Origin of the sequence: Nocardioides pocheonensis, assembly GCF_003725535.1 — a bacterium.
Classification (GTDB): domain Bacteria; phylum Actinomycetota; class Actinomycetes; order Propionibacteriales; family Nocardioidaceae; genus Marmoricola; species Marmoricola pocheonensis.
This window is the reverse complement of the sequence record NZ_RJSF01000046.1, coordinates 140,203-159,269: the sequence shown is the minus strand read 5'-3', so window position 1 is coordinate 159,269 and position 19,067 is coordinate 140,203. Positions and strand designations below refer to the sequence as shown.

General features: G+C 70.4%; 23 protein-coding genes, 1 tRNA gene and 1 riboswitch. Of the genes, 18 read left to right on the top strand and 6 right to left on the bottom strand.

The window, feature by feature from the left end; genetic code table 11:
* Nucleotides 1–926: 926 nt before the first annotated feature.
* Nucleotides 927–1,589 carry a mycofactocin system transcriptional regulator gene (mftR, locus tag EFL26_RS20360; RefSeq protein WP_123224743.1) on the bottom strand — a complete coding sequence of 221 codons (663 nt, stop codon included), beginning with the start codon at nt 1,587–1,589 and terminating at the stop codon, nt 927–929.
* Between the two features lie 103 nt (nt 1,590–1,692).
* Between mftR and mftA the strand changes: the two genes are divergently transcribed.
* The 14 genes from mftA to thiC all read left to right on the top strand — a co-directional run bounded on the left by mftA (nt 1,693) and on the right by thiC (nt 13,473).
* Nucleotides 1,693–1,794: a mycofactocin precursor MftA gene (gene mftA / locus EFL26_RS20355; protein ID WP_123224742.1), complete on the top strand. Its 102-nt coding sequence runs from the start codon at nt 1,693–1,695 to the stop codon at nt 1,792–1,794.
* A gap of 10 nt (nt 1,795–1,804) precedes the next feature.
* Nucleotides 1,805–2,086: a mycofactocin biosynthesis chaperone MftB gene (mftB, locus tag EFL26_RS20350; RefSeq protein ID WP_123224741.1), complete on the top strand. Its 282-nt coding sequence runs from the start codon at nt 1,805–1,807 to the stop codon at nt 2,084–2,086.
* Nucleotides 2,083–3,318: a mycofactocin radical SAM maturase gene (gene mftC, locus EFL26_RS20345; protein ID WP_123224740.1), complete on the top strand. Its 1,236-nt coding sequence runs from the start codon at nt 2,083–2,085 to the stop codon at nt 3,316–3,318. The genes mftB and mftC overlap by 4 nt, the downstream gene beginning before the upstream one ends.
* Nucleotides 3,319–3,397: 79 nt before the next feature.
* Nucleotides 3,398–4,633, top strand: coding sequence for a pre-mycofactocin synthase MftD (gene mftD / locus EFL26_RS20340; RefSeq protein ID WP_123224739.1), 1,236 nt, complete (start codon nt 3,398–3,400; stop codon nt 4,631–4,633).
* Between the two features lies 1 nt (nt 4,634).
* Nucleotides 4,635–5,309, top strand: coding sequence for a mycofactocin biosynthesis peptidyl-dipeptidase MftE (gene mftE / locus EFL26_RS20335; RefSeq protein WP_123224738.1), 675 nt, complete (start codon nt 4,635–4,637; stop codon nt 5,307–5,309).
* Nucleotides 5,296–6,108 carry a mycofactocin-coupled SDR family oxidoreductase gene (locus EFL26_RS20330; protein ID WP_123224737.1) on the top strand — a complete coding sequence of 271 codons (813 nt, stop codon included), beginning with the start codon at nt 5,296–5,298 and terminating at the stop codon, nt 6,106–6,108. The genes mftE and EFL26_RS20330 overlap by 14 nt, the downstream gene beginning before the upstream one ends.
* Complete coding sequence (mftF, locus tag EFL26_RS20325) at nt 6,105–7,661, top strand: mycofactocin biosynthesis glycosyltransferase MftF (RefSeq protein WP_123224736.1); 1,557 nt, start codon at nt 6,105–6,107, stop codon at nt 7,659–7,661. The genes EFL26_RS20330 and mftF overlap by 4 nt, the downstream gene beginning before the upstream one ends.
* Before the next feature lie 98 nt (nt 7,662–7,759).
* Nucleotides 7,760–7,870, top strand: a riboswitch (TPP riboswitch).
* Nucleotides 7,870–8,457, top strand: a complete 588-nt coding sequence (gene thiE / locus EFL26_RS20320) for a thiamine phosphate synthase (RefSeq protein WP_183408296.1) — start codon at nt 7,870–7,872, stop codon at nt 8,455–8,457. Its footprint overlaps the riboswitch before it by 1 nt.
* Nucleotides 8,457–9,464, top strand: a complete 1,008-nt coding sequence (locus tag EFL26_RS20315) for an FAD-dependent oxidoreductase (protein WP_123224734.1) — start codon at nt 8,457–8,459, stop codon at nt 9,462–9,464. Before thiE ends, EFL26_RS20315 begins: the two co-directional genes overlap by 1 nt.
* A complete protein-coding gene (gene thiS, locus EFL26_RS20310) occupies nt 9,461–9,661 on the top strand; it encodes a sulfur carrier protein ThiS (protein WP_123224733.1) in 201 nt (66 codons plus the stop codon). Before EFL26_RS20315 ends, thiS begins: the two co-directional genes overlap by 4 nt.
* Complete coding sequence (locus EFL26_RS20305; RefSeq protein WP_123224732.1) at nt 9,658–10,419, top strand: thiazole synthase; 762 nt, start codon at nt 9,658–9,660, stop codon at nt 10,417–10,419. Before thiS ends, EFL26_RS20305 begins: the two co-directional genes overlap by 4 nt.
* Nucleotides 10,416–10,997: a thiamine phosphate synthase gene (locus EFL26_RS20300; protein ID WP_123224731.1), complete on the top strand. Its 582-nt coding sequence runs from the start codon at nt 10,416–10,418 to the stop codon at nt 10,995–10,997. The genes EFL26_RS20305 and EFL26_RS20300 overlap by 4 nt, the downstream gene beginning before the upstream one ends.
* Nucleotides 10,994–11,788, top strand: a complete 795-nt coding sequence (gene thiD / locus EFL26_RS20295) for a bifunctional hydroxymethylpyrimidine kinase/phosphomethylpyrimidine kinase (RefSeq protein ID WP_123224730.1) — start codon at nt 10,994–10,996, stop codon at nt 11,786–11,788. Before EFL26_RS20300 ends, thiD begins: the two co-directional genes overlap by 4 nt.
* Nucleotides 11,785–13,473, top strand: coding sequence for a phosphomethylpyrimidine synthase ThiC (gene thiC, locus EFL26_RS20290; protein ID WP_123224729.1), 1,689 nt, complete (start codon nt 11,785–11,787; stop codon nt 13,471–13,473). Before thiD ends, thiC begins: the two co-directional genes overlap by 4 nt.
* Before the next feature lie 282 nt (nt 13,474–13,755).
* Here thiC and EFL26_RS24385 read toward each other — a convergent pair whose 3' ends face one another.
* Complete coding sequence (locus tag EFL26_RS24385; protein WP_183408295.1) at nt 13,756–13,926, bottom strand: hypothetical protein; 171 nt, start codon at nt 13,924–13,926, stop codon at nt 13,756–13,758.
* Between the two features lie 41 nt (nt 13,927–13,967).
* Here EFL26_RS24385 and EFL26_RS20285 point away from each other — a divergent pair, with 41 nt between their 5' ends.
* On the top strand, nt 13,968–14,357 hold the full coding sequence (locus tag EFL26_RS20285; protein ID WP_123224728.1) for a hypothetical protein: 390 nt from the start codon (nt 13,968–13,970) through the stop codon (nt 14,355–14,357).
* A gap of 458 nt (nt 14,358–14,815) precedes the next feature.
* Here the strand turns inward: EFL26_RS20285 and EFL26_RS20280 are convergent.
* Nucleotides 14,816–14,891 (bottom strand) — tRNA-Arg (locus tag EFL26_RS20280).
* Between the two features lie 125 nt (nt 14,892–15,016).
* On the opposite strand from EFL26_RS20280, the gene EFL26_RS20275 reads away from it, so the two are divergent.
* The 3 genes from EFL26_RS20275 to EFL26_RS20265 all read left to right on the top strand — a co-directional run bounded on the left by EFL26_RS20275 (nt 15,017) and on the right by EFL26_RS20265 (nt 17,444).
* On the top strand, nt 15,017–16,243 hold the full coding sequence (locus EFL26_RS20275) for an LCP family protein (protein ID WP_148046786.1): 1,227 nt from the start codon (nt 15,017–15,019) through the stop codon (nt 16,241–16,243).
* Between the two features lie 101 nt (nt 16,244–16,344).
* Nucleotides 16,345–17,262 carry an NAD-dependent epimerase/dehydratase family protein gene (locus EFL26_RS20270; protein ID WP_183408294.1) on the top strand — a complete coding sequence of 306 codons (918 nt, stop codon included), beginning with the start codon at nt 16,345–16,347 and terminating at the stop codon, nt 17,260–17,262.
* Entirely contained in the window at nt 17,259–17,444 is a 186-nt protein-coding gene (locus EFL26_RS20265) for a hypothetical protein (protein ID WP_123224725.1), read from the top strand. Before EFL26_RS20270 ends, EFL26_RS20265 begins: the two co-directional genes overlap by 4 nt.
* Before the next feature lies 1 nt (nt 17,445).
* Here EFL26_RS20265 and EFL26_RS20260 read toward each other — a convergent pair whose 3' ends face one another.
* The 3 genes from EFL26_RS20260 to EFL26_RS20250 form a co-directional block, all read right to left on the bottom strand.
* Nucleotides 17,446–17,802, bottom strand: coding sequence for an MscL family protein (locus EFL26_RS20260; RefSeq protein WP_123224724.1), 357 nt, complete (start codon nt 17,800–17,802; stop codon nt 17,446–17,448).
* A gap of 54 nt (nt 17,803–17,856) precedes the next feature.
* Entirely contained in the window at nt 17,857–18,501 is a 645-nt protein-coding gene (cpaB, locus tag EFL26_RS20255; protein ID WP_123224723.1) for a Flp pilus assembly protein CpaB, read from the bottom strand.
* A gap of 67 nt (nt 18,502–18,568) precedes the next feature.
* Entirely contained in the window at nt 18,569–18,868 is a 300-nt protein-coding gene (locus tag EFL26_RS20250; protein ID WP_123224722.1) for an FmdB family zinc ribbon protein, read from the bottom strand.
* Nucleotides 18,869–19,067: the final 199 nt, after the last annotated feature.

The following is a 19,067-nucleotide window of genomic DNA, read 5'->3' as shown; positions in this document are numbered from 1 at the left end:
CGAAATCCGCAGGCGCCCTGGTCATCTGGCAAATAGCCTGGACCGGTTCCGGCGGTTCGCCGGATTGGACGTTGCCCGTCGACACATGCTGTCCGGCCGGCCCGCTTACGGACCGCGTCAAGCGGCCGGCGCCGGGAATGGGTTGGACTCCGTCCGTGCGTCTAGGAGTCGCGTAGAAAAGTTGATCGCTGGGCGTGCGACTTGGCGTACGGGTCGCCACCAGGCGGTTCGCAAACAAGGAGCACCCCATCAGTGCGAATCGCGATCAGCGGCACCACGAGCTCGAGGCGATCCTGCAGCGGTTGGACGCCCAAGACCGATGGGCGGGCCTGAGCTTCTACCTGGAGCGGTCCCTGGCGGTGCAGGCGAGGGGCGACGAATCGTGCAGCCTCCTCTCCGGAGGAAAGGTCCGTCCGGAGTGAAATGACTGGGGCATGACCGCGGTCGGAGGCCCGCGCATGTACGCCCAACACTGCAAAGATCGGTCTGATTTCTGTATCAATATTCTGAAATGCGGACAAACGCTGCTCCCATCTTTCTGCTAGGTTCCGCAAGATCTCCACGGGAGTCCGCGGCAGGGGGCTGAGGTGCCGGAGCGGCTCCGAACCATGGACGTCAAGCGCTTGCCGTCATGCGTTGGACAAACCATGGGGCCAGCTCCTCCCGGAAGCCTGGGCCCGATCATCGGAAGAGGGGGTCACGCACAGCGCTGTGACGCCCAGGAGCTAACCGATGCCACCGCAACCGGATAGGTGCACGTGGGATCGGGTGTCACGCCGATCGAGTCCATCGCAGTCAGGAACGACGCACTCGAGCAGATCAACGTCGAGAACTCCTCGCGCTACTTAAGCGCATCGCCACAACACTCACCTCATCAGCGAGATCTGTTTAGCCCGCTGGAGTCTGCCGCTACTCGCCCTTGACGGCTATTCAATCGATCCCGACGTCTTGGCGCTTTGCGGCAGGTCGGATGCACCGTTCGGACGCTCCTCGATGTCCACGCCGAGGTGGACTCGAAGAGACAGCATGGCCCGCCCGAGGAGTTCTCGAAGTGATGCCTCGGGGAGTCTGAGCCACTGCTCGTAGGCGGTGAGCGCCAGCGCGAGCGACACCTGTGCCACGACGGAGGGGACCAGTTCGTCGGGCTCGAGGCCGAGGCGGCGGGCGACGTACTCGGCGATGACGGTGCGCCACTCGGCGTAGCGCAGGACCGAGTGGGCTTGCAGCGCGGGGGTTTCGAGGATAAGCCGCATGCGCTGGCGGTGAGGCGGGCTGGCGTTGTCGGGGAAGTCGTTGAACGCAACGACGGCGCGGTGGACGGCCTCGTGGAGTGGGATGTCGGTGGGCATGTCGTCGAGGATTTGCCGGAAGCCTTCGAGGGTGCGGTCGAACTGGCCCCAGGGGATGTCGTTCTTCGAGGAGTAGTACCGGAACAGGGTGCGCCGGCCGACGCCGACCTCGGCCGCGATGGCGTCCATGGTGGTGCCCTCGAAGCCGCGCTCGGCGAACAGTCGGAAAGCGGCCTGCTCGATTTCGGCGTGCGAGGTCGCCTCCGGGCGGCCCGCCAACGCGCGGCTGGGCTGTGTCATGGCGAGAAACCTAGCCAATCCGTGATGGCACCCTTCCCTTTTGGCATCGAGTGCATCTATTGTGGCGCGAACCACGTCGCGACCGCCCCAGAGGAGCCAGCTGATGGAGCCCAACACCACCGAGACTGAAGAGACCACCGAGAGCCTGGTCGCCGAGGACCTCATCGAGGAGGTCTCGATCGACGGTATGTGCGGCGTCTACTGAGGACGCCACGATGCTGGAGGAGGCTTGGACGCTGTCGCCGTCGGTCGCCCTGCGGCCGGAGCCGTTCGGGGCGCTGGCCTATCACTTCGGGAACCGCAAGTTGACCTTTTTGAAGCGGCGGGAGCTGGTCGCGCTGGTCAGGGGGCTCGACGAACACATCGACGTGCGGGCCGCGCTCACGGCGACCGGAATTCCCGAGGACCAGCATGATGCGTACGCCGTCGCGCTGCGCGGCCTCGCCGACGCGGACATGATCCGCCCGCGCACGGCTACCACGGAGGACGCCCGATGACCGAGCTTGCCGAACGCCCCACAACCGGGTCGCTGGTCCAGCAGTTCGAGTACGGCCTGGATGCGCCGATCTGCCTGACCTGGGAGCTGACCTATGCCTGCAACCTGGAGTGCGCGCACTGCCTGTCGAGCAGCGGTCGTCGGGATCCGCGGGAGCTGACCACGGCGCAGTGCGAGGCGGTGATCGACGAGCTGCAGCGGATGCAGGTGTTCTACGTGAACATCGGTGGCGGGGAGCCGACGATCCGGCCGGACTTCTGGCACCTGCTCGAGTACGCCGTGGACCGCCAGGTCGGGGTGAAGTTCTCCACCAACGGGGTGCGGATCACGCCCGAGCGGGCGCGGTTCCTGGCGAGCACCGACTACGTCGACGTGCAGATCTCCGTGGACGGCGCGACCGCCGAGGTCAACGACTACGTCCGCGGCCCGGGTTCTTTCGACACCGCAGTCCGCGCGTTGGCGAACCTGCAGGACGCCGGCTTCCGGGACGCGAAGATCTCGGTGGTGTGCACCCGGCACAACATCGACCAGCTCGACGACTTCAAGGCACTCGCCGAAAGGTTCGGCGCCACCTTGCGGCTGACCCGGTTGCGCCCGTCGGGCCGCGGTGCGGACGTGTGGGACGAGCTGCACCCGCTGCCGGAGCAGCAGCGGCAGCTCTACGACTGGCTGATGGCGCACGGCGACCGGGTGCTGACGGGGGACTCGTTCTTCCACCTGGCCGCCTTCGGAGAGTCGTTGCCCGGGTTGAACCTGTGCGGTGCCGGACGGGTGGTGTGCCTGATCGACCCGGTCGGCGACGTCTATGCCTGCCCGTTCGCGATCCATGAGACCTTCCTGGCCGGCAACCTGCTCACCGGCGGCTTTCAGCAGGTGTGGCAGACCTCGTCGTTGTTCGCGCAGCTGCGCTCGCCGCAGACCGGCGGCGCGTGCGCGAGCTGCTCGTTCTACGACTCGTGCCGCGGCGGGTGCATGGCCGCGAAGTTCTTCACCGGCCTTCCGCTCGACGGGCCGGACCCGGAATGTGTCCAGGGGTACGGCGAGCTGGCGCTGGCCGGCAATCGCGTCGTACCGGCGCCGAGCCAGGACCACTCGAAGACCGCTCCGACCCGCAGCCAGCCGGTGATGCTGACCCTGACCAGGCGGGAAGAGATCGATGCTGCGCCGGTCACCGCCTGCGCCAGCAACCCGCTGGCCGGCTACACGCTGCCCCGATCCCTGGCCCGACCCTGATCGAGACCCCATGACTCCGGGTCGCCGCCCCGCACCCGAGACGAGGCGGCGACCCGGCACCAACCGAGAGATCGTGTAGATGAATTTCGAGAATCCCTGGAAGCAGAACCCGTGGTTCGAGTCGGTCGCGGTCGCGGAGGCGCGGGCCCGCAAGCGGCTGCCGAAGCCGGTGTACGGCGCCCTCGTGGCCGGCTCCGAGCGCGGCCAGAGTGTCGCGGACAACCAGGCGGCGTTCGCGGAGATCGGCCTCGCACCGCACGTGGCCGGCCAGCAGGCCGAACGGAAGCAGTCGACCCGGGTGATGGGTCAGGACGTGTCGCTGCCGGTGCTGATCTCGCCGACCGGGGTCCAGGTCGTGCATCCGGACGGCGAGGTCGCGGTGGCGCGCGCCGCTGCGGCACGCGGCACGCTGATGGGGTTGTCGAACTTCGCCAGCCGACCGGTCGAGGAGGTCACCGCCACCGGCGCGGCGACCCTGTTCCAGATGTACTGGACCGGCGACCGGGACACGATGACCCAGCGGATGCAGCGCGCCCACGACGCCGGGGTCAAGGGTCTGATCGCCACCCTGGACTGGTCGTTCTCGATCGGCCGCGACTGGGGGAGCCCGGAGATCCCGGAGAAGGTCGACCTGCGCACCATGGTCCGGATGGCGCCCGCGGTGATCCGTAAGCCCCGTTGGCTGTGGCACTTCGGCCGCCCGGGCCACATCGCCCACCTCACCGCCCCCAACCTGGCCCCGCCCGGAGGCGCCGCCCCGACGTTCTTCGGCGCCTACTACGAGTGGATGACCACCCCGCCGCCGTCGTGGGACGACGTCGCCTGGATGCGCGAGCAGTGGCACCAGATCAGCGGCACCCCGTTCATGCTCAAGGGCGTCTGCCGCATCGACGACGCGCTACGAGCCGTGGACGCCGGAGTGCACGCGATCTCGGTGTCCAACCACGGCGGCAACAACCTGGACGGCACCCCGGCCACGATCCGGATGGTCAAGCCCATCTCCGACGCCGTCGGCGAGCAGATCGAGGTGCTCATGGACGGCGGCATCCGGCGCGGCTCCGACGTGGTCAAGGCCGTCGCCCTCGGCGCCCGAGCCGTGATGATCGGCCGGGCCTACCTCTGGGGCCTCGCCGCCAACGGCCAGGCCGGTGTCGAGAACGTCCTCGACGTCCTGCGCGGCGGCATCGACTCCACCCTCATGGGCCTGGGCGTCGGATCGATCCACCAGATCGACCCCGACGACATCCTCTTCCCCGACGGCTTCCACCGGCTCCTGGGGCAGCCGAAGCCTCGGCCCGTCGCCATCGAGGCCTGAGATGGCTCCGCTGTTGGCCGCCATCACCTCGACTGCTGCCACAGGCACTGAACTGGTCCTGGTCCCGGTCGGGTCGGTCGAGCAGCACGGACCGCACCTGCCCCTGGACACCGACACGGTGATCGCCGAAGCCGTCACCCACCGCGCAGCGGCGAAGATCCCGGGAGCGGTGGTGGCCCCAGCGATCGCGTACGGCTCCAGCGGCGAGCACCAGACGTTCCCCGGCACCAGCTCGATCGGAACTGCCGCCTTGCAGCACCTCCTCGTCGAGCTGACCCGGTCGGTGCGCACGTGGGCGCGCCAGGTGGTCTTCGTCAACGGCCACGGCGGCAACATGCGGGCGCTCACCGCTGCGGTGGACCAACTCGTGGCCGAAGGTCACGAGGTCGCATGGGTGCCATGCTGCGTTCCCGGAAGCGACGCCCACGCCGGTCGCACGGAGACCTCGCTGATGCTGCACCTGCGTCCCGGATCGGTGGACCGCACGCGCGCGGCACCGGGCAACACCGCACCCCTGGACATCCTGCTCCCCGTGCTGGTCAGCGACGGTGTGGGCGCCGTGTCCGGCAACGGCGTCCTCGGCGACCCCACTGGTGCCAGCTCGGCGGAAGGCCGACACCTGCTCGACGTCATGGTGCACCGCGTCCTGGAAGCCGTCGCCGGTGTCCGGTGCTGACGCTCCCACTCCGCGTCGGGTCGCCCTGGTCACCGGCGCTGCCCGCGGCATCGGCGCGGCCACCGTCGACGCCCTGGTGGCCGACGGGTACGCCGTCACCGCGCTCGACATCTGCGCCGGCGGCGTCGTACCCGCAGGCGTGGGCTACCCGTTCGCCACGCGCGCCGATCTCGCAACGGTGGCGGACCGTCACCCTGACCGGGTCCTCGCGATCGAGTCCGACGTGCGTGACCGCGAGGCGATGCACTGGGCGGTCAATGCCACCCTGGTCCGGTTCGGACGGCTCGACGCCGTGGTCGCGGCAGCCGGGGTCGTGGTCGGAGGTCGACCGCAATGGGATACCCCCGACGAGCACCTGGACACCCTCTTCGACATCAACGTCCGCGGAGTGTGGAACACCGCCGCCACCGCGATCCCGGTCATGCTCGCCGGTGACGACCCCGCGGGTTGCCGCTTCGTCGCGGTCGCCTCGGCAGCGGGGGAGCGGGGCTTGTTCAACCTGGCCGGCTACGTCGCCAGCAAGCACGCGGTGATCGGGATCGTCCGGGGTCTGGCCGCGGACCTGATCGGCACGGGTCTGGCCGCGGTGGCGGTAGCGCCGGGCTCGACCCGAACCGCGATGCTCGCCGCCACGGCCGATCTCTACGACAGCACGCCCGAGCAGCTGGCCGACCACCAGGGCATTCGCCGGCTGCTCGAGCCCGAGGAGATCGCCGCCGCCATCGCCTTGTGCTGCTCGCCGGCCGGTGCGGCACTCAACGGGTCCGTGGTGCGTGCCGACGGCGGGTTCACCGGATGAGCGCCCTTCCTGCCGGCTTCACCGTCCGGCTCGCATCCGACGTGCTCGTCGCCGATGGAGGTCGCCTGCTGGTCGGCGGCTCTCCTCTCACCGCCATGCGCCTGTCCGCCCAGGCACATCAGATGCTGGTCGACAACACGATCTGCGTGACGGACGAGCAGACCGCGCACGTCGCCCAGCGCCTGCTCGCCACGAACCTCGGCGTCCCCGACCTGGCCAACGTCGCCGAAGCCGACGCCGACGCGCTCACCGTGGTCATCCCCGTCCGCGACCGGCCGGCACAACTCGACCGTGCCCTGGGGGCACTGACGCCGCTGCGCTCCGTCGTGGTCGACGACGCCTCGCTCGACCGCAGCGCCGTAGCCGCGATCGCCGCCCGGCACGGCGCCAGGCTGCTGCCCCTCGAGGCGAACGTTGGTCCCGCGGCTGCCCGCAACGCGGGCGCTGCGCTGGTGACGACGCCATTCATAGCGTTCGTCGACTCCGACGTGGAGGTGGACGCCACGACGCTGTTGATGCTCACCCGCCACTTCGCCGACCCGCAGGTCTGCCTGGTCGGACCACGGATCACCGGCGTGGTCCGCTCAGAGCGGCCGCGCTGGTTCGAGCGGTATGACGTCGTCGCCTCATCCCTCACCCTCGGCGAGAAGTCGGCATCCGTCGCACCGGGCAGCGACGTGGGGTGGCTGCCCAGCGCGTGTCTCGTCGGCCGGACCAGCATCGTGGCCGGCGCCTTCGACGAGTCACTCCGCGTGGGGGAGGACGTCGACCTCGTCTGGCGTCTCGTCGCCCAAGGACACCGCGTGCGCTACGACCCGACCATCGAGGCAGGCCACGACACGAGGACGACCTTGTGGTCCTGGCTGGGCCGGAAGGCGTTCTACGGTTCGGGTAGCGCCAAACTGGCTGAACGCCATGGTGACGCACTCGCGCCCGCCGTCCTCACCCCGACCTTCGCCGCAGCGGCCGCCGCGCTCTTGCTCCGAAACCGCTGGTCAGGGCCTTCGGCGGCGGTCGGGCTGGCGGTCGGCATGCGTGCGGTGCAAAAGGCGCTCCCACCCACGCCGGATCGCCGCCGCGTCGCTGGTAGGCTCGCCCTGCGCGGTCTCTGCTGGGCCGTCCGGCAGGAAGCCTCTCTGCTGCTGAGGCACTGGTGGCCAGTAGCAGCCTGCGGAGCACTGGCCTCCCGCAATCTCCGGCGTGCCATGGCTACCGCCGTAGTCGTGGATTCCTTCGTCGGGCTCGCAGAGCACCGCGAAAGAACAGAGCACGTAAGCCCGTTCCTTCTTGCGTTGGGCCGTCGACTTGATGATGCGGCGTACGGCACGGGTCTCTGGTGGGGCGCCGCGCGGGCGGGTTCCCCAACGTCCTTGCTACCTCGACGTCCGCATCATTTGAAGCGTCAGGCTGCATCGCTTCCGCATCTGCCGACGGTCTTCCGTCGAGGGTCAAACGCTCGTGGCAACTGCGGGGCACGATCACCGCGCGGCCGAGAAAGCACCCGCGACCCCCAGGGCGCCGGAAGGCCGGGCGATGGGCCTGCGTCGATTTAAGGCGACGAACATGCGCCGCGCCTACGAACTATCGAATGGTTGTCCCGGAATGCGGACCGCGCTCTGGGGGACTGGTGACCTGATCTGCTAGCGTCCTCGACATCCACCACGGGAGCCCGCGGCAGTGGGCTGAGAAGGAGCTGGAGCCGCTCCGACCGTCGAACCTGATCCGGGTCATGCCGGCGAAGGAAGCGAGGAGCTTGCTGTGTTGCCCCACCTGTTTTGCCTCGTCGATGCGTCCGTCGATCGGTCCCTGCTGCCCGAGCTCGCGCGGGCGGGGGTTCCTGGTTTCCAGGTGCGCGCGAAGGCGCTCACGGACGCCGAGCTGCTCGCGTTCACCCAGGCTGTGATCGCAGACGTGCGACCGTACGGCGCCTCGGTGATCGTCAACGACCGCGTCGACGTCGCGCTCGCGGCCGGTGCCGACGGCGTGCACCTCGGTCGCACCGATCTGCCGATCCAGGTGGCGCGCCGGCTCGCTCCCGGCTTGCTGGTCGGCGCAACCTGCCGCAACCGCAGCCAGGCGGAGGCCGCCGCTGCGGCCGGTGCGGACTACGCCGGCTTCGGACCCGTGTTCGCGACCCGAAGCAAGACCGGGCTGCCGGCTCCCCTCGGGCTCGAGGCGGTGACGAGTGCGGCCGGACCGTTGCCCCTGCTGGCGATCGGCGGCATGGAAGCCGGAACTGCCCGCGCCGCGCGCGAGGCCGGCGCTCACGGCGTCGCCGTGATCGGTGCCATCTGGCGACAACCGGATCCGGTGACCGCAGCGAAGGAGCTCCTCGAAGCGATCGCGTGATGCGGGTCCGGATCCTCGGCGCGGGCATCATCGGCCTGTTCTGCGCCGAGGAGCTGATCTCTCGAGGCCACACGGTCACCGTCGTCGACCCTCGGCCGGCGAGCGGTGCCTCGTTCGTGGCCGCGGGGATGCTCAGCCCTTCGGCCGAGGTCTGGCACGGCGAGGAGGCCCTCCTCGACGTCGGCCTGCGCAGCCTCGCGCTCTGGCCGGACGCCGCCGCTCGCCTCGGCGTCCCGCTGCACACCGGCGGGACACTGCTGGTCGGCAGCGACCACGGTGACCTCCAGCAGGTTGAGCGGCAGTGCGCGCTCCTGGCGGCGCAGGGACGTGAGGTCGCTCTGCTGGACCGGCGGTCGGTGCTCGACCACGAGCCGGCGCTGGGGCCGCGGGTAGCCGGCGGCGCGCTGCTGCCGGACGAAGCGAGCGTGGACCCGCGCGCCGTGCTCTCCGCCCTGCTCGGGCGGGTCGCCGTCGTGCCCGAGGACGCCGGCGGCAACGACGTCACGGTGGTCGCCACCGGCGCGCTTCTCCCCGAGCCGTTCCGGCCGTTGGTGCGCGGCGTCCGCGGCGAGATCGTGCGCGTCCGGGGCGGGACCGCGCCGGGTCGGACCGTGCGCGGCTGGGTGCGCGGCGAGCCGGTGTACGTCGTTCCGCGACCCTCCGGGGAGATCGTGGTCGGCGCGACCTCCGAGGAGCACGACGGACCACCGGTGCCGACCGTCGGCGGGACCGTCCGACTCCTGCAGGCGGCGCGAGAGCTGATCCCCGGCCTCGACCGGGCCGAGATCACCGAGGTCCGCGCCGGCGACCGGCCCGGCACCGCCGACAACCTGCCGCTGGTCGGCCCGTCCGGCGTCGACGGGGTCGTCCTGGCTGCGGGGCACTACCGGCACGGCGTACTCCTCGCGCCGTTGACCGCCCGGCTCGTCGCGGACCACCTCGAGACCGGATCCGTGGAGCCGGCGCTCGACCCACGGCGTTTCGCAACAGAAGGGATCACGCGATGACGATCGTGCTCAACGGCTCGACCCACGCAGGCGCTGCGACGGTGGCCGACCTCATCGAGGTCCACCTCGGCGCCCGTGCACCGCGGGGTGTCGCCGTGGCGGTCGACGGGGAGGTGGTGCCCCGCGACCGGTGGCCCCGCACCCAGCTCGACGAGGGCGCCGTCGTCGAGGTCGTGACGGCGGTGCAGGGCGGATGAGCCTCTCGATCGCCGGCACCGAGCTCGGCTCGCAGCTGTTCCTGGGCACCGGTGGGCTGCCGCACCTGTCCCTGCTGGAGCCGGTGCTCTACGCCGCCCGGCCCGCGCTGGTGACGGTGTCGGTACGCCGCACCTCGGGCCTCGCACCTGGCGGGTTGCTCGACACCCTGATCCGTAGTGGCGTCCCCTTGCTTCCGAACACGGCCGGGTGCACCAGCGCCCGCGAGGCGGTGCTGACGGCGCAGCTGGCACGGGAAGCCCTGGACACCTCGTGGGTGAAGCTCGAGGTCATCGGTGACGAGACCAGCCTGATGCCGGATGCGGTCGAGCTGCTCGACGCCGCCGAGACGCTGGTCAGGGACGGGTTCGTCGTGCTGCCCTACACCACCGACGACCCGGTGCTGGTCCGACGGCTCCAGGACGTCGGCTGCGCGGCGGTGATGCCGCTGGGGTCGCCGATCGGCTCCGGCCTCGGCATCCTCAACCCGCACGCGATCGAGAGCGTGGTCGCCGCGGTCTCGGTGCCGGTCGTGCTCGACGCGGGAGTCGGCACGGCCAGCGACGCTGCCCTGGCCATGGAACTCGGCTGCGCGGCGGTGCTCGCGGCGACGGCGGTTACCCGCGCCGACGATCCGGTCGCGATGGCGCGTGCGCTCCGGCTCGGGGTGGAGGCGGGCGCTGCGGCGTACGCGGCCGGCCGGATCCCGCGGCGTACGACGGCCCGAGCCTCGAGTCCGGTTTCGGGGCGGATCGGATGACGTCTGCGGCTCTTCCGGACCGGCTGCTGCTGCTCACCGACCGGAGTCAGCTTCCCGAAGGCGCCGATCTCGTCGAGGTGGTGAGGTCGTGTGCGTCGGCGGGGTTGACCCAGGTGGTGGTGCGCGAGCTCGACCTCGACCCGCCCGATCGTCAGCGGCTCGTGGCGGAGCTGTCGGCCGTCGCCGGGTTGACCGTGCTCGCCGCGCGGACCCCGCTCGCCGGTGCTAGCGGGGTCCACCTCGCGGCCGGTCAGCAGCGTCCCGCGGTCGACTGGTTCGGTCGGTCGTGCCACGACGTCGCGGCCGTTCGCCGGGCGTCCGAGGAGGGCGCGGCGTACGTGACGCTGTCGCCGTTCGCGGCCAGTACGAGCAAGCCGGGCTACGGGCCGCCCGTCTCCGGCGAGGCCTATGCGATCGACCACGACATCCCTGTGTTCGCCCTCGGCGGAGTCGGTCCGGGCAACGCGGCCGCAGCGCGGGCCGCCGGGGCGTTCGGCGTCGCGGTGATGGGCTGTGTCATGCGGGCTTCCGACCCGGCCGGCGTCGTTCGGGAGTTGATGCGCGAGGTCGGCGGATGACCGACGGGGCCACTCCTCCGGTCGTGCTCACCGTCGCTGGCACCGACTCGGGTGGCGCCGCGGGCATCGCCGCGGACCTCACCACCTTCTCCGACCTCGGCGCGCACGGAGCGTCTGTCGTCACGGCGGTCACCGCCCAGGACACCACGAGTGTGCGGGACATCCACCGGCTGCCGGTCGCGATGGTCGCTGCGCAGATCGACGCCGTCTTGGCCGACCTGCCGGTCGCTGCGGTGAAGACGGGCATGCTCGGTAGCGCGGAGGCCGTCGCGCTGGTCGCCGACCGGTTCAGCGACCAGGGCCTCCCGGTGGTGGTCGACCCGGTGCTGGTCGCGACGAGCGGCGCCGTGCTCGGCGACGACCAGCTGGTCCGCGCCTACCGGAGGTGGCTCTTGCCGGTCGCCACCGTGGTCACACCCAACCTCGACGAGGCCCGGGTGCTCACGGAAGTGGACGGGCCGCCCGACGTGCTGGCACGGCTGCTCGCGGAGACCGGGCCTGCGGTCGTGCTCACCGGCGGGGTCGGCTCGGGGAGCTGCACCGACTGGGTGGCGCTACCGGGCGAGGATCCGGTGCCGCTCACCCACCACGCGGTCGTGACCGGCAACGACCACGGCACCGGCTGCACGTTCAGCGCCGCGCTCACCGTTCATCTCGCCCGTCGCGTGCCGCTGATTAGTGCCGTGACGCGGGCCGCCACCTACACCACGGCGAAGCTCCGGCTCAGCCAGCACTGGGAGCTCGGCCGCGGCCGAGGACCGATCGCACACACCCGAGGAGAGATCGCATGACCATCCACGAAGCCCACACCCGCGTGCATGTCGAAGGTTCTCGCCCCGACGTGCAGGTGCCGGTCACCCGGGTCGCGCTCACGAACGGCGAGACGTTCGACCGCTACAGCACCGAGGGGCCGGGCTCCCAGCCGGAGGTCGGGCTGCCACGACTGCGCCAGGCCTGGATCGAGGAACGCGCCGACACCGAGCAGTACGACGGCCGCGAGACCCAGCTCGTCGACAACGGCAAGGCCGCGATCCGCGCCGGTGCGGCCCGCGAGGAGTGGACCGGGGAGAAGGTCCGACCGCGACGCGCCCGGACCGGCCGCAACGTCACCCAGATGCACTACGCCCGGCAGGGCATCGTCACCCCGGAGATGGAGTTCGTCGCGCTCCGCGAGAGCTGCGACCCGGAGCTGGTCCGGAGCGAGGTGGCGGCCGGTCGCGCGATCATCCCGAACAACGTCAACCACCCCGAGTCCGAGCCGATGATCATCGGCCGCCGGTTCCTGGTGAAGGTCAACGCCAACATCGGCAACAGCGCGGTCACCAGCTCCATCGCCGAAGAGGTGGAGAAGCTCACCTGGGCGACCACGTGGGGTGCCGACACCGTCATGGACCTCTCCACCGGCGACGACATCCACACCACCCGGGAGTGGATCATCCGCAACAGCCCGGTCCCGATCGGGACGGTGCCGATCTACCAGGCGCTGGAGAAGGTGAACGGTGAGGCCGACAAGCTCACCTGGCCGATCTTCCGCGACACGGTGATCGAGCAGTGCGAGCAGGGCGTGGACTACATGACCATCCACGCCGGCGTACTGCTGCGCTACGTGCCGCTCACCGCCGACCGGGTCACCGGCATCGTCAGCCGCGGCGGCTCGATCATGGCCGGCTGGTGCCTGGCCCACCACGAGGAGAACTTCCTCTACACCCACTTCGACGAGCTCTGCGAGATCTTCGCGCAGTACGACGTCGCGTTCAGCCTGGGCGACGGCCTCCGCCCGGGCTCCACCGCCGACGCCAACGACGAGGCCCAGCTCTCCGAGCTGCGCACGCTCGCCGAGCTGACCAAGCGCGCCTGGGAGCACGACGTGCAGGTCATGGTCGAGGGCCCCGGCCACGTGCCGCTGAACCTCGTGGAGGAGAACGTCGCGCTCCAACAGGAATGGTGCCACGGAGCGCCGTTCTACACGCTCGGCCCGCTGGTCACCGACATCGCGCCCGGCTACGACCACATCACCTCCGCGATCGGCGCGGCGACGATCGCCATGCACGGCACCGCGATGCTCTGCTACGTCACCCCCAAGGAGCACCTCGGCCTGCCGAACCGCGACGACGTGAAGACCGGCGTGATCACCTACAAGCTCGCCGCACACGCCGCCGACGTGGCGAAGGGCCACCCCGGTGCCCGCGCCTGGGACGACGCGCTCAGCAAGGCACGCTTCGAATTCCGCTGGCGCGACCAGTTCGCGCTCTCCCTCGACCCGCACACCGCCGAGTCGTTCCACGACGAAACGCTGCCGGCCGAGAACGCGAAGACCGCGCACTTCTGCTCGATGTGCGGCCCGAAGTTCTGCTCCATGCGGATCTCCCAGGACGTCCGCGACCGCTTCGGCAGCAGCCTCGACCCCAAGGCTGGCATGGAGCAGAAGTCTTCGGAGTTCCTCGAGCTCGGTGGCACCGTATACGTCCAGACCTGAGCCCGGGCCCCGTACCGGCTGCTCGCAAGCCTCGTCCAGTGGAGGTTGAAGCTCCCCAGGAAGCCGACCTGAGCTCCCCTAAGCTGGTCCGCCGCGCCGGGCAGCGTGGCCCCGCACCACTGAGGCCGTCGACGACCTTTTGGCTGCACCAGGGCGACGTCTTCCGGGTCTACGCCGATCACCACCAAGCCACACCGGATCTCGCGCTCGAACTACCGGCCGGATCGGGCAAGCCCCGGGGCCTGCTCGTCGGATAGGTGCGCCGCAAGAACGAGGGCCCGGTCATTCACCGCCACCCCGACCAAGCAGCTGGCGCGCCACGTGCTCGCCGTCGCGCAGCGAAAAGAAGTGCCGGGCGTTTTGGTCATCGCAGCCACCGAGGCTGGGTCTCTGCTGCGAGAGCGCCGTCGAGGCCGGCGCATAAGCGATCGGCATCACCACGTACCGCGCCATATTTCAATAGCAGCCCGAAGCTGCCCGAGACGCGCCTGCTGATGTTCGACGACGCTCACGCGGATAAGCAGTTCGTCGGCGAGGAGTACCGCATCAGGATCCTCAGGAATGAGGACCTCGGAGCCTACCTGTACGTCCCTGAAGCGCTCAAGCCGTTCATGTCCGGCCCGTCGCGCCAGCGCCTCCAGGGCGAGCCCGACCGGGCGCACATCACCAGGTGCGGCCTCACCCTGCCTGCTGTCGACTCCGCAGCCCTCGCCACGCTCGACGCCACGCTGGCCCAGCTGCAGGAGCCTCACCAGCTCGGGGCCGGCTTCCCTGTTGCGTCTATCTGTCGCACGACGGCATCGAAAATCCGGCCGGTGGTCCCGCCAACTTTCGAAACAAGATATTCTTTCGCGCAGGCCTGCGCGTTGCTCGAGTCCGTTTAAGGGTCGAAGTAGTGACTGTCGCGACCCGGCGGCCTCGAGCGTGACCCAGGTCCTGAGCACGAGCTGACTGGCGCTCGGGTCTGTGCCTAATACGTGCCCATGGGGCGGCAGGCGCAGGCCTTCATACCGTCTCTGACCAGCGACGATGTCGTGGACGGGCCCTGCCCTCTCGCGGCGGTAACCTCGGTCCGAGAGTTTGGGCCGCAGCCCACTGCGGACCCCTCGCAGCGGTCCAAAGCCCGGTCACTGGCCGCACTCTGCGCGGATCTTCGGGCCGCTGAGCTCCGGATTTCACATAGGATTCCCATAGAGGAGCCGTCAAATGGCCGTCGACATCAGATTCGCAGGGGTCGCCTTGGACCAGTTCGGCATGAGCCGACACGGTCCAGCACGAGGGAGCACCGTGACAAACGCGCAGGTGAGGGGCCCGTTGGGCGTCTTGACCTGCGCTTCTGCGTTGGTGCCCCAGGCCAGAGTCGAACTGGCGACCTTTCGCTTAGGAGGCGGCTGCTCTATCCACTGAGCTACTGGGGCGGGCCGGCGAACCGGACGGCGTACATCTTGACACGCCCAATTTGGGACTATCCGGCGGACGCTCCACAATGGGTGCCCACGTGTAGGCGCGGGCAGGGACCCGTCGAGGATCATGGGGTCACATCTTGTCCGAGGGAGCACCGCGCCACCGAGGGCGTACGCCGAGGTCGCGGCGACTCCTCAAGCGCATCGGCATCGGCGTGGCCGTGCTCCTCATGGTGGTCTCGACCATCGCGGTGGTCGCCTACAAGCGGCTCGAGGGCAACATCGGCACCGCGCAGTTCCTGGCGGGCCCGCGCCCGACCGAGGAGGTCAAGGGCCCGATCAACGTGCTCGTGATGGGCTCGGACACCCGCGAGGGAGCCAACGGCAAGGGCATCGGCGGCGACACCCCGGGGCTCTCGGACACGACCATCCTGCTGCACCTCTCGGCGAACCGGCAGTTCGCCTACGGGGTCAGCCTGCCGCGCGACGCGATGGTGCAGCGGCCGGCCTGCCCGCGGAAGAACGGCAACGGCGTCGACCCCGGCGGCATCACGCAGTTCAACGCGGCGTACGCGATCGGCGGTCCGGCCTGCACGGTGAAGACCGTCGAAGCGCTGACCGGCATCCGGATCAACCACTTCGTGGTCGTCGACTTCGTCGGCTTCAAGTCGATGGTCAACGCGATCAACGGCGTGACCGTGTGCGTGCCCCAGGAGGTCAACGACACCGTCGGCCACATCCGGCTCCCGGCCGGCACCTACAAGGTCAACGGGCAGCAGGCCCTCGACTACGTGCGGGTGCGCCACGACCTCGGCGCACCGACCGGTGACATCGGCCGGATGAAGCGGCAGCAGAGCTTCATCTCAGCCATGATCAAGAAGGTCGTCTCCGCCGGCACCCTCGCGAACCCCGTGCGGCTGCTGAAGTTCCTCGACGCCGCCACGAACTCGCTCACCACCGACCCCGGCTTCGCGAACCTCAAGCAGCTCGCCTCGCTCGGCAGCTCGCTGAAGAACATCGGGCTCGACAACGTCAAGTTCATCACCGTGCCGTGGGAGCCGTGGAGCCAGGACATCAACCGGGTCGCCTGGAAGCCCGAGGCCGCCCAGCTGTGGAAGCTGATCCGGCGCGACAAGCCGCTGACCCCGGAGTTCACCTCCGACGCGGTCACGCCCGGCAGCGACAGCGCCGCGACGGCGGGTGTCAGCCCGACGAGCACCCCGACCGGTTCGGCCAGTCCCAGCAAGACGCCGACCGCGTCGTCGTCCGGCGCGACCTCGGGTGCGTCCTCGTCGCCGTCGTCGACACCGACGAAGTCCGAGGAGCAGAAGAAGGCGGACGCACAGGCTGCGGGTCTCTGCACGTAGCCTTTCGCGCGTCGGGCCCTCGACGCCCGCATGCTTTCCCGCGACGCGCCCACCGGACCGCATGAGTTGTGCGTTACGGATTCGTTATGCAAGATGGACGGGTGCGGGTTGTCGTGTCCGGGGGGACAGGAGTCATCGGTCGTGCTGCCGTCCAGTCTCTGCTGGCCGCGGGCCACGACGTCGACGTGCTGTCCCGGTCGCCCGAGAACACCGCCCTGATCGAGAGCCTCGGTGCACGCGCGTGCCCGGCCGACCTCTTCGACCCCGACAGCCTCCAGCGCATCTACGCCGGCGCGGACGCCGTGGTGAACCTCGCCTCCCGCGTGCCGGTCGGCTACGCCGCCGTCTGGCCGGGCTCGTGGCGCGACCACGACGCACTGCGCACCACGGCGGTCGCGAACGTCGTGGCGGCCGCCCGCGCTGCGGGTGTGCGCCGGGTCGTCCAGGAGAGCGTCAGCTTCCTGTACGCCGACCACGGCGACGCCTGGATCACCGAGCAGGACTCCATCGAGATCACGCCCGCGACCGAGCCCTCGGCCGTCGGTGAGTCCCACGTGCTCGGCTTCGGGTCGGCCTCGCGGGCCGGCGTCGTGCTGCGGTTCGGCTCGATCGTCGGCGACGACGCCATGACCCGCTTCTGGCTGAAGGCCGCGGCGAGCCGGCGACCGGTCGGCGTCGGGCGTCGCGACCAGTGGTCGCACCTGGTCCACACCGACGACCTCGGGTCCGCCGTCTTGGCGGCGCTGCAGGCACCGAACGGCGTCTACAACGTGGGCGCCGCGCCGGTGCTGCGCGGTGAGCTGGTCGACGGGTACGCCAAGGCGGTCGGTGTCGACAGCGGTGCGTTCCTCGGCCCGGTGCTGCGCCGGCTCGCCGGCCCCCGGGTCGAGCCGCTGACCCGGTCGCTGCGGGTCAGCTCCGACCACTTCTCGGCCCAGACCGGGTGGCAGCCGCGCCGGTCCACGTTCGACCCGGCCTGGTTCGACGCGGCGCAGGCTCCGGTCGCGGCGACGTCGTGACCGACGAGCTCACTCCCCGGCAGCGCGCTGAGCGGCGCCGCCGGCTGGCCGAGATCTTCGGTGAGGTGCTCCCCGAGCAGACAAGCGACGACGCGGGGGAAGCCGGAGCGGCGGAGCGGCGTACGGACGACCAGGCGCAGGAGGACTGGCTGAAGAGCCAGGTCCCCCCGCACCACGGCTGAGTCAGACGCCGGGGCCGCCGCGGGTGGACAGCAGGTCGCGGATCTCCTCGAGCAGGGCGATGTCGGACGGCTTGCCGGACTCCTCGGCCGGGAAGAACCGCTCCTTGGCCTTCGTGTACGGCACGACGATCAGGAAGTACACGACGGCCGCGAGCAGGACGAACGCGATCACGGCGTTCAGGAAGGCGCCGAAGCTCTGCGCGGCGGTGCCGAACACGCTGCTGGTCGAGTCGGGCATGAGGCCGGTGAGCCACTCGGTGAAGGTCGTGACCACCTTGCCGAACGCGCCGGCGATGATGAACGCGACCGCGATCTCGATGAGGTTGCCGCGCAGGAGGAAGTTCTTGAAGCCGGTCATCTGTACTCCTTCGTGTGGGCCCGGGACCAGACCACCCGGATGACCTTTCGCACGCTAGCGGCTCCAGACCACGCTCAGGTAGCGGCTGGCTCCGGCTGCGGCGAGCTCGTCGGCCTGCCCCTCCGGGACCGCGAAGACCACGAGCCGACCGCCGAGCATGGCGGTGCCGGACGCCTCGCCGGACGCCTCGGAGGAGCTGCGTGGGACCGCGAGCACCGCGGCGTCCGCGGCGATCCGTTCGGGCTCGTGGGCGCCCTGCGGATCGCTGGCGACGAGGGCGACGTGCTGTCCGGGGCTGAGCAGCGCGGCCACCGCCGGGTCGGGGATGCGTACGGCGACGGCGGCTCGCCCGGGGTAGCCGTCCAGCCGCTCGGCGCCCATCAGGTCCGAGGACGTGACCGGGTCACCGGCTCCGAGGGGCGTGGCCAGGGTGCGGCCGAGCACCGCCCCGACGGAGCGGACGGCGTGGGCCGGCACGCTGCCCGGGGCGAATGCCGTGCGCCGCAGGTCGTCCGCACCGAGCGCCGTCCCGCTCGCCAGGTCGTGCCGGGCCGTCCACACCGGAACGGTCCGTGGGGCCGGCGCGGTGGCTGCCTGGGCGACGAACCAGACGGCGGCCGCCGCGGAGCACGCTCCGAGCAGGCGGCGGTGGACAAGGACGCGCCGACGGGCCCGGTCGAGCACGCGCAGGGGGTTCATGCCCTCACGCTAGAGAGCCGCGCGGCTCACGCGCCGCGACGATCCACAGGCCCGGAGGCCGCGACGGTCAGTCGACCGCGGCAGCGGCAGCCGCAGGCTTGCTCTCGGTCTTGGTGGCGCCGGCAGAGTCGGCCTTCTTGGTCTCGGTCGCCGTCGTGGTCGACCCCGCGGTCTCGGAGCCGGTCGAGGAGCCGCGGCTGTCGGTCCGGTAGAAGCCGGACCCCTTGAAGACCACGCCGACGGCGTTGAAGACCTTGCGCAGCCGGCCGTCGCACTCGGGGCAGACGGTCAGCGAGTCCTCGCTGAAGCTCTGGACGGCCTCGAAGAAGTGGCCGCACTCGGTGCAGGAGTACTGGTACGTGGGCACGGGCGTTCCTCAGGGTCAAGGCGGTCGGGGAGCGTTGGCACTCCACTACGTCGAGTGCCAATGATACGCGACCCGCGCCCGGCTTTCGAGCGGTCGCCGTACCGCTCGCTGGTTGAGCCTGCCGGAACCAGGGGGACTGGTGGTTGAGCTTGCCGAAACCAGGGGGGCTGGTGGTTGAGCCTGCCGGAACCAGGGGGAC

Coding starts and splice junctions, on each gene's coding strand:
- EFL26_RS20315 (WP_123224734.1), top strand. CDS start 8,457: ATGCGGGTCCGGATCCTCGGCGCGGGCATCATCGGCCTGTTCTGCGCC.
- mftB (WP_123224741.1), top strand. CDS start 1,805: ATGCTGGAGGAGGCTTGGACGCTGTCGCCGTCGGTCGCCCTGCGGCCG.
- mftR (WP_123224743.1), bottom strand. CDS start 1,589: ATGACACAGCCCAGCCGCGCGTTGGCGGGCCGCCCGGAGGCGACCTCG.
- thiC (WP_123224729.1), top strand. CDS start 11,785: ATGACCATCCACGAAGCCCACACCCGCGTGCATGTCGAAGGTTCTCGC.
- thiD (WP_123224730.1), top strand. CDS start 10,994: ATGACCGACGGGGCCACTCCTCCGGTCGTGCTCACCGTCGCTGGCACC.
- mftE (WP_123224738.1), top strand. CDS start 4,635: ATGGCTCCGCTGTTGGCCGCCATCACCTCGACTGCTGCCACAGGCACT.
- mftD (WP_123224739.1), top strand. CDS start 3,398: ATGAATTTCGAGAATCCCTGGAAGCAGAACCCGTGGTTCGAGTCGGTC.
- EFL26_RS20305 (WP_123224732.1), top strand. CDS start 9,658: ATGAGCCTCTCGATCGCCGGCACCGAGCTCGGCTCGCAGCTGTTCCTG.
- EFL26_RS20260 (WP_123224724.1), bottom strand. CDS start 17,802: ATGACCGGCTTCAAGAACTTCCTCCTGCGCGGCAACCTCATCGAGATC.
- thiS (WP_123224733.1), top strand. CDS start 9,461: ATGACGATCGTGCTCAACGGCTCGACCCACGCAGGCGCTGCGACGGTG.
- mftC (WP_123224740.1), top strand. CDS start 2,083: ATGACCGAGCTTGCCGAACGCCCCACAACCGGGTCGCTGGTCCAGCAG.
- cpaB (WP_123224723.1), bottom strand. CDS start 18,501: ATGAACCCCCTGCGCGTGCTCGACCGGGCCCGTCGGCGCGTCCTTGTC.
- EFL26_RS20285 (WP_123224728.1), top strand. CDS start 13,968: ATGTTCGACGACGCTCACGCGGATAAGCAGTTCGTCGGCGAGGAGTAC.
- mftF (WP_123224736.1), top strand. CDS start 6,105: ATGAGCGCCCTTCCTGCCGGCTTCACCGTCCGGCTCGCATCCGACGTG.
- EFL26_RS20300 (WP_123224731.1), top strand. CDS start 10,416: ATGACGTCTGCGGCTCTTCCGGACCGGCTGCTGCTGCTCACCGACCGG.
- EFL26_RS24385 (WP_183408295.1), bottom strand. CDS start 13,926: ATGGCGCGGTACGTGGTGATGCCGATCGCTTATGCGCCGGCCTCGACG.
- mftA (WP_123224742.1), top strand. CDS start 1,693: ATGGAGCCCAACACCACCGAGACTGAAGAGACCACCGAGAGCCTGGTC.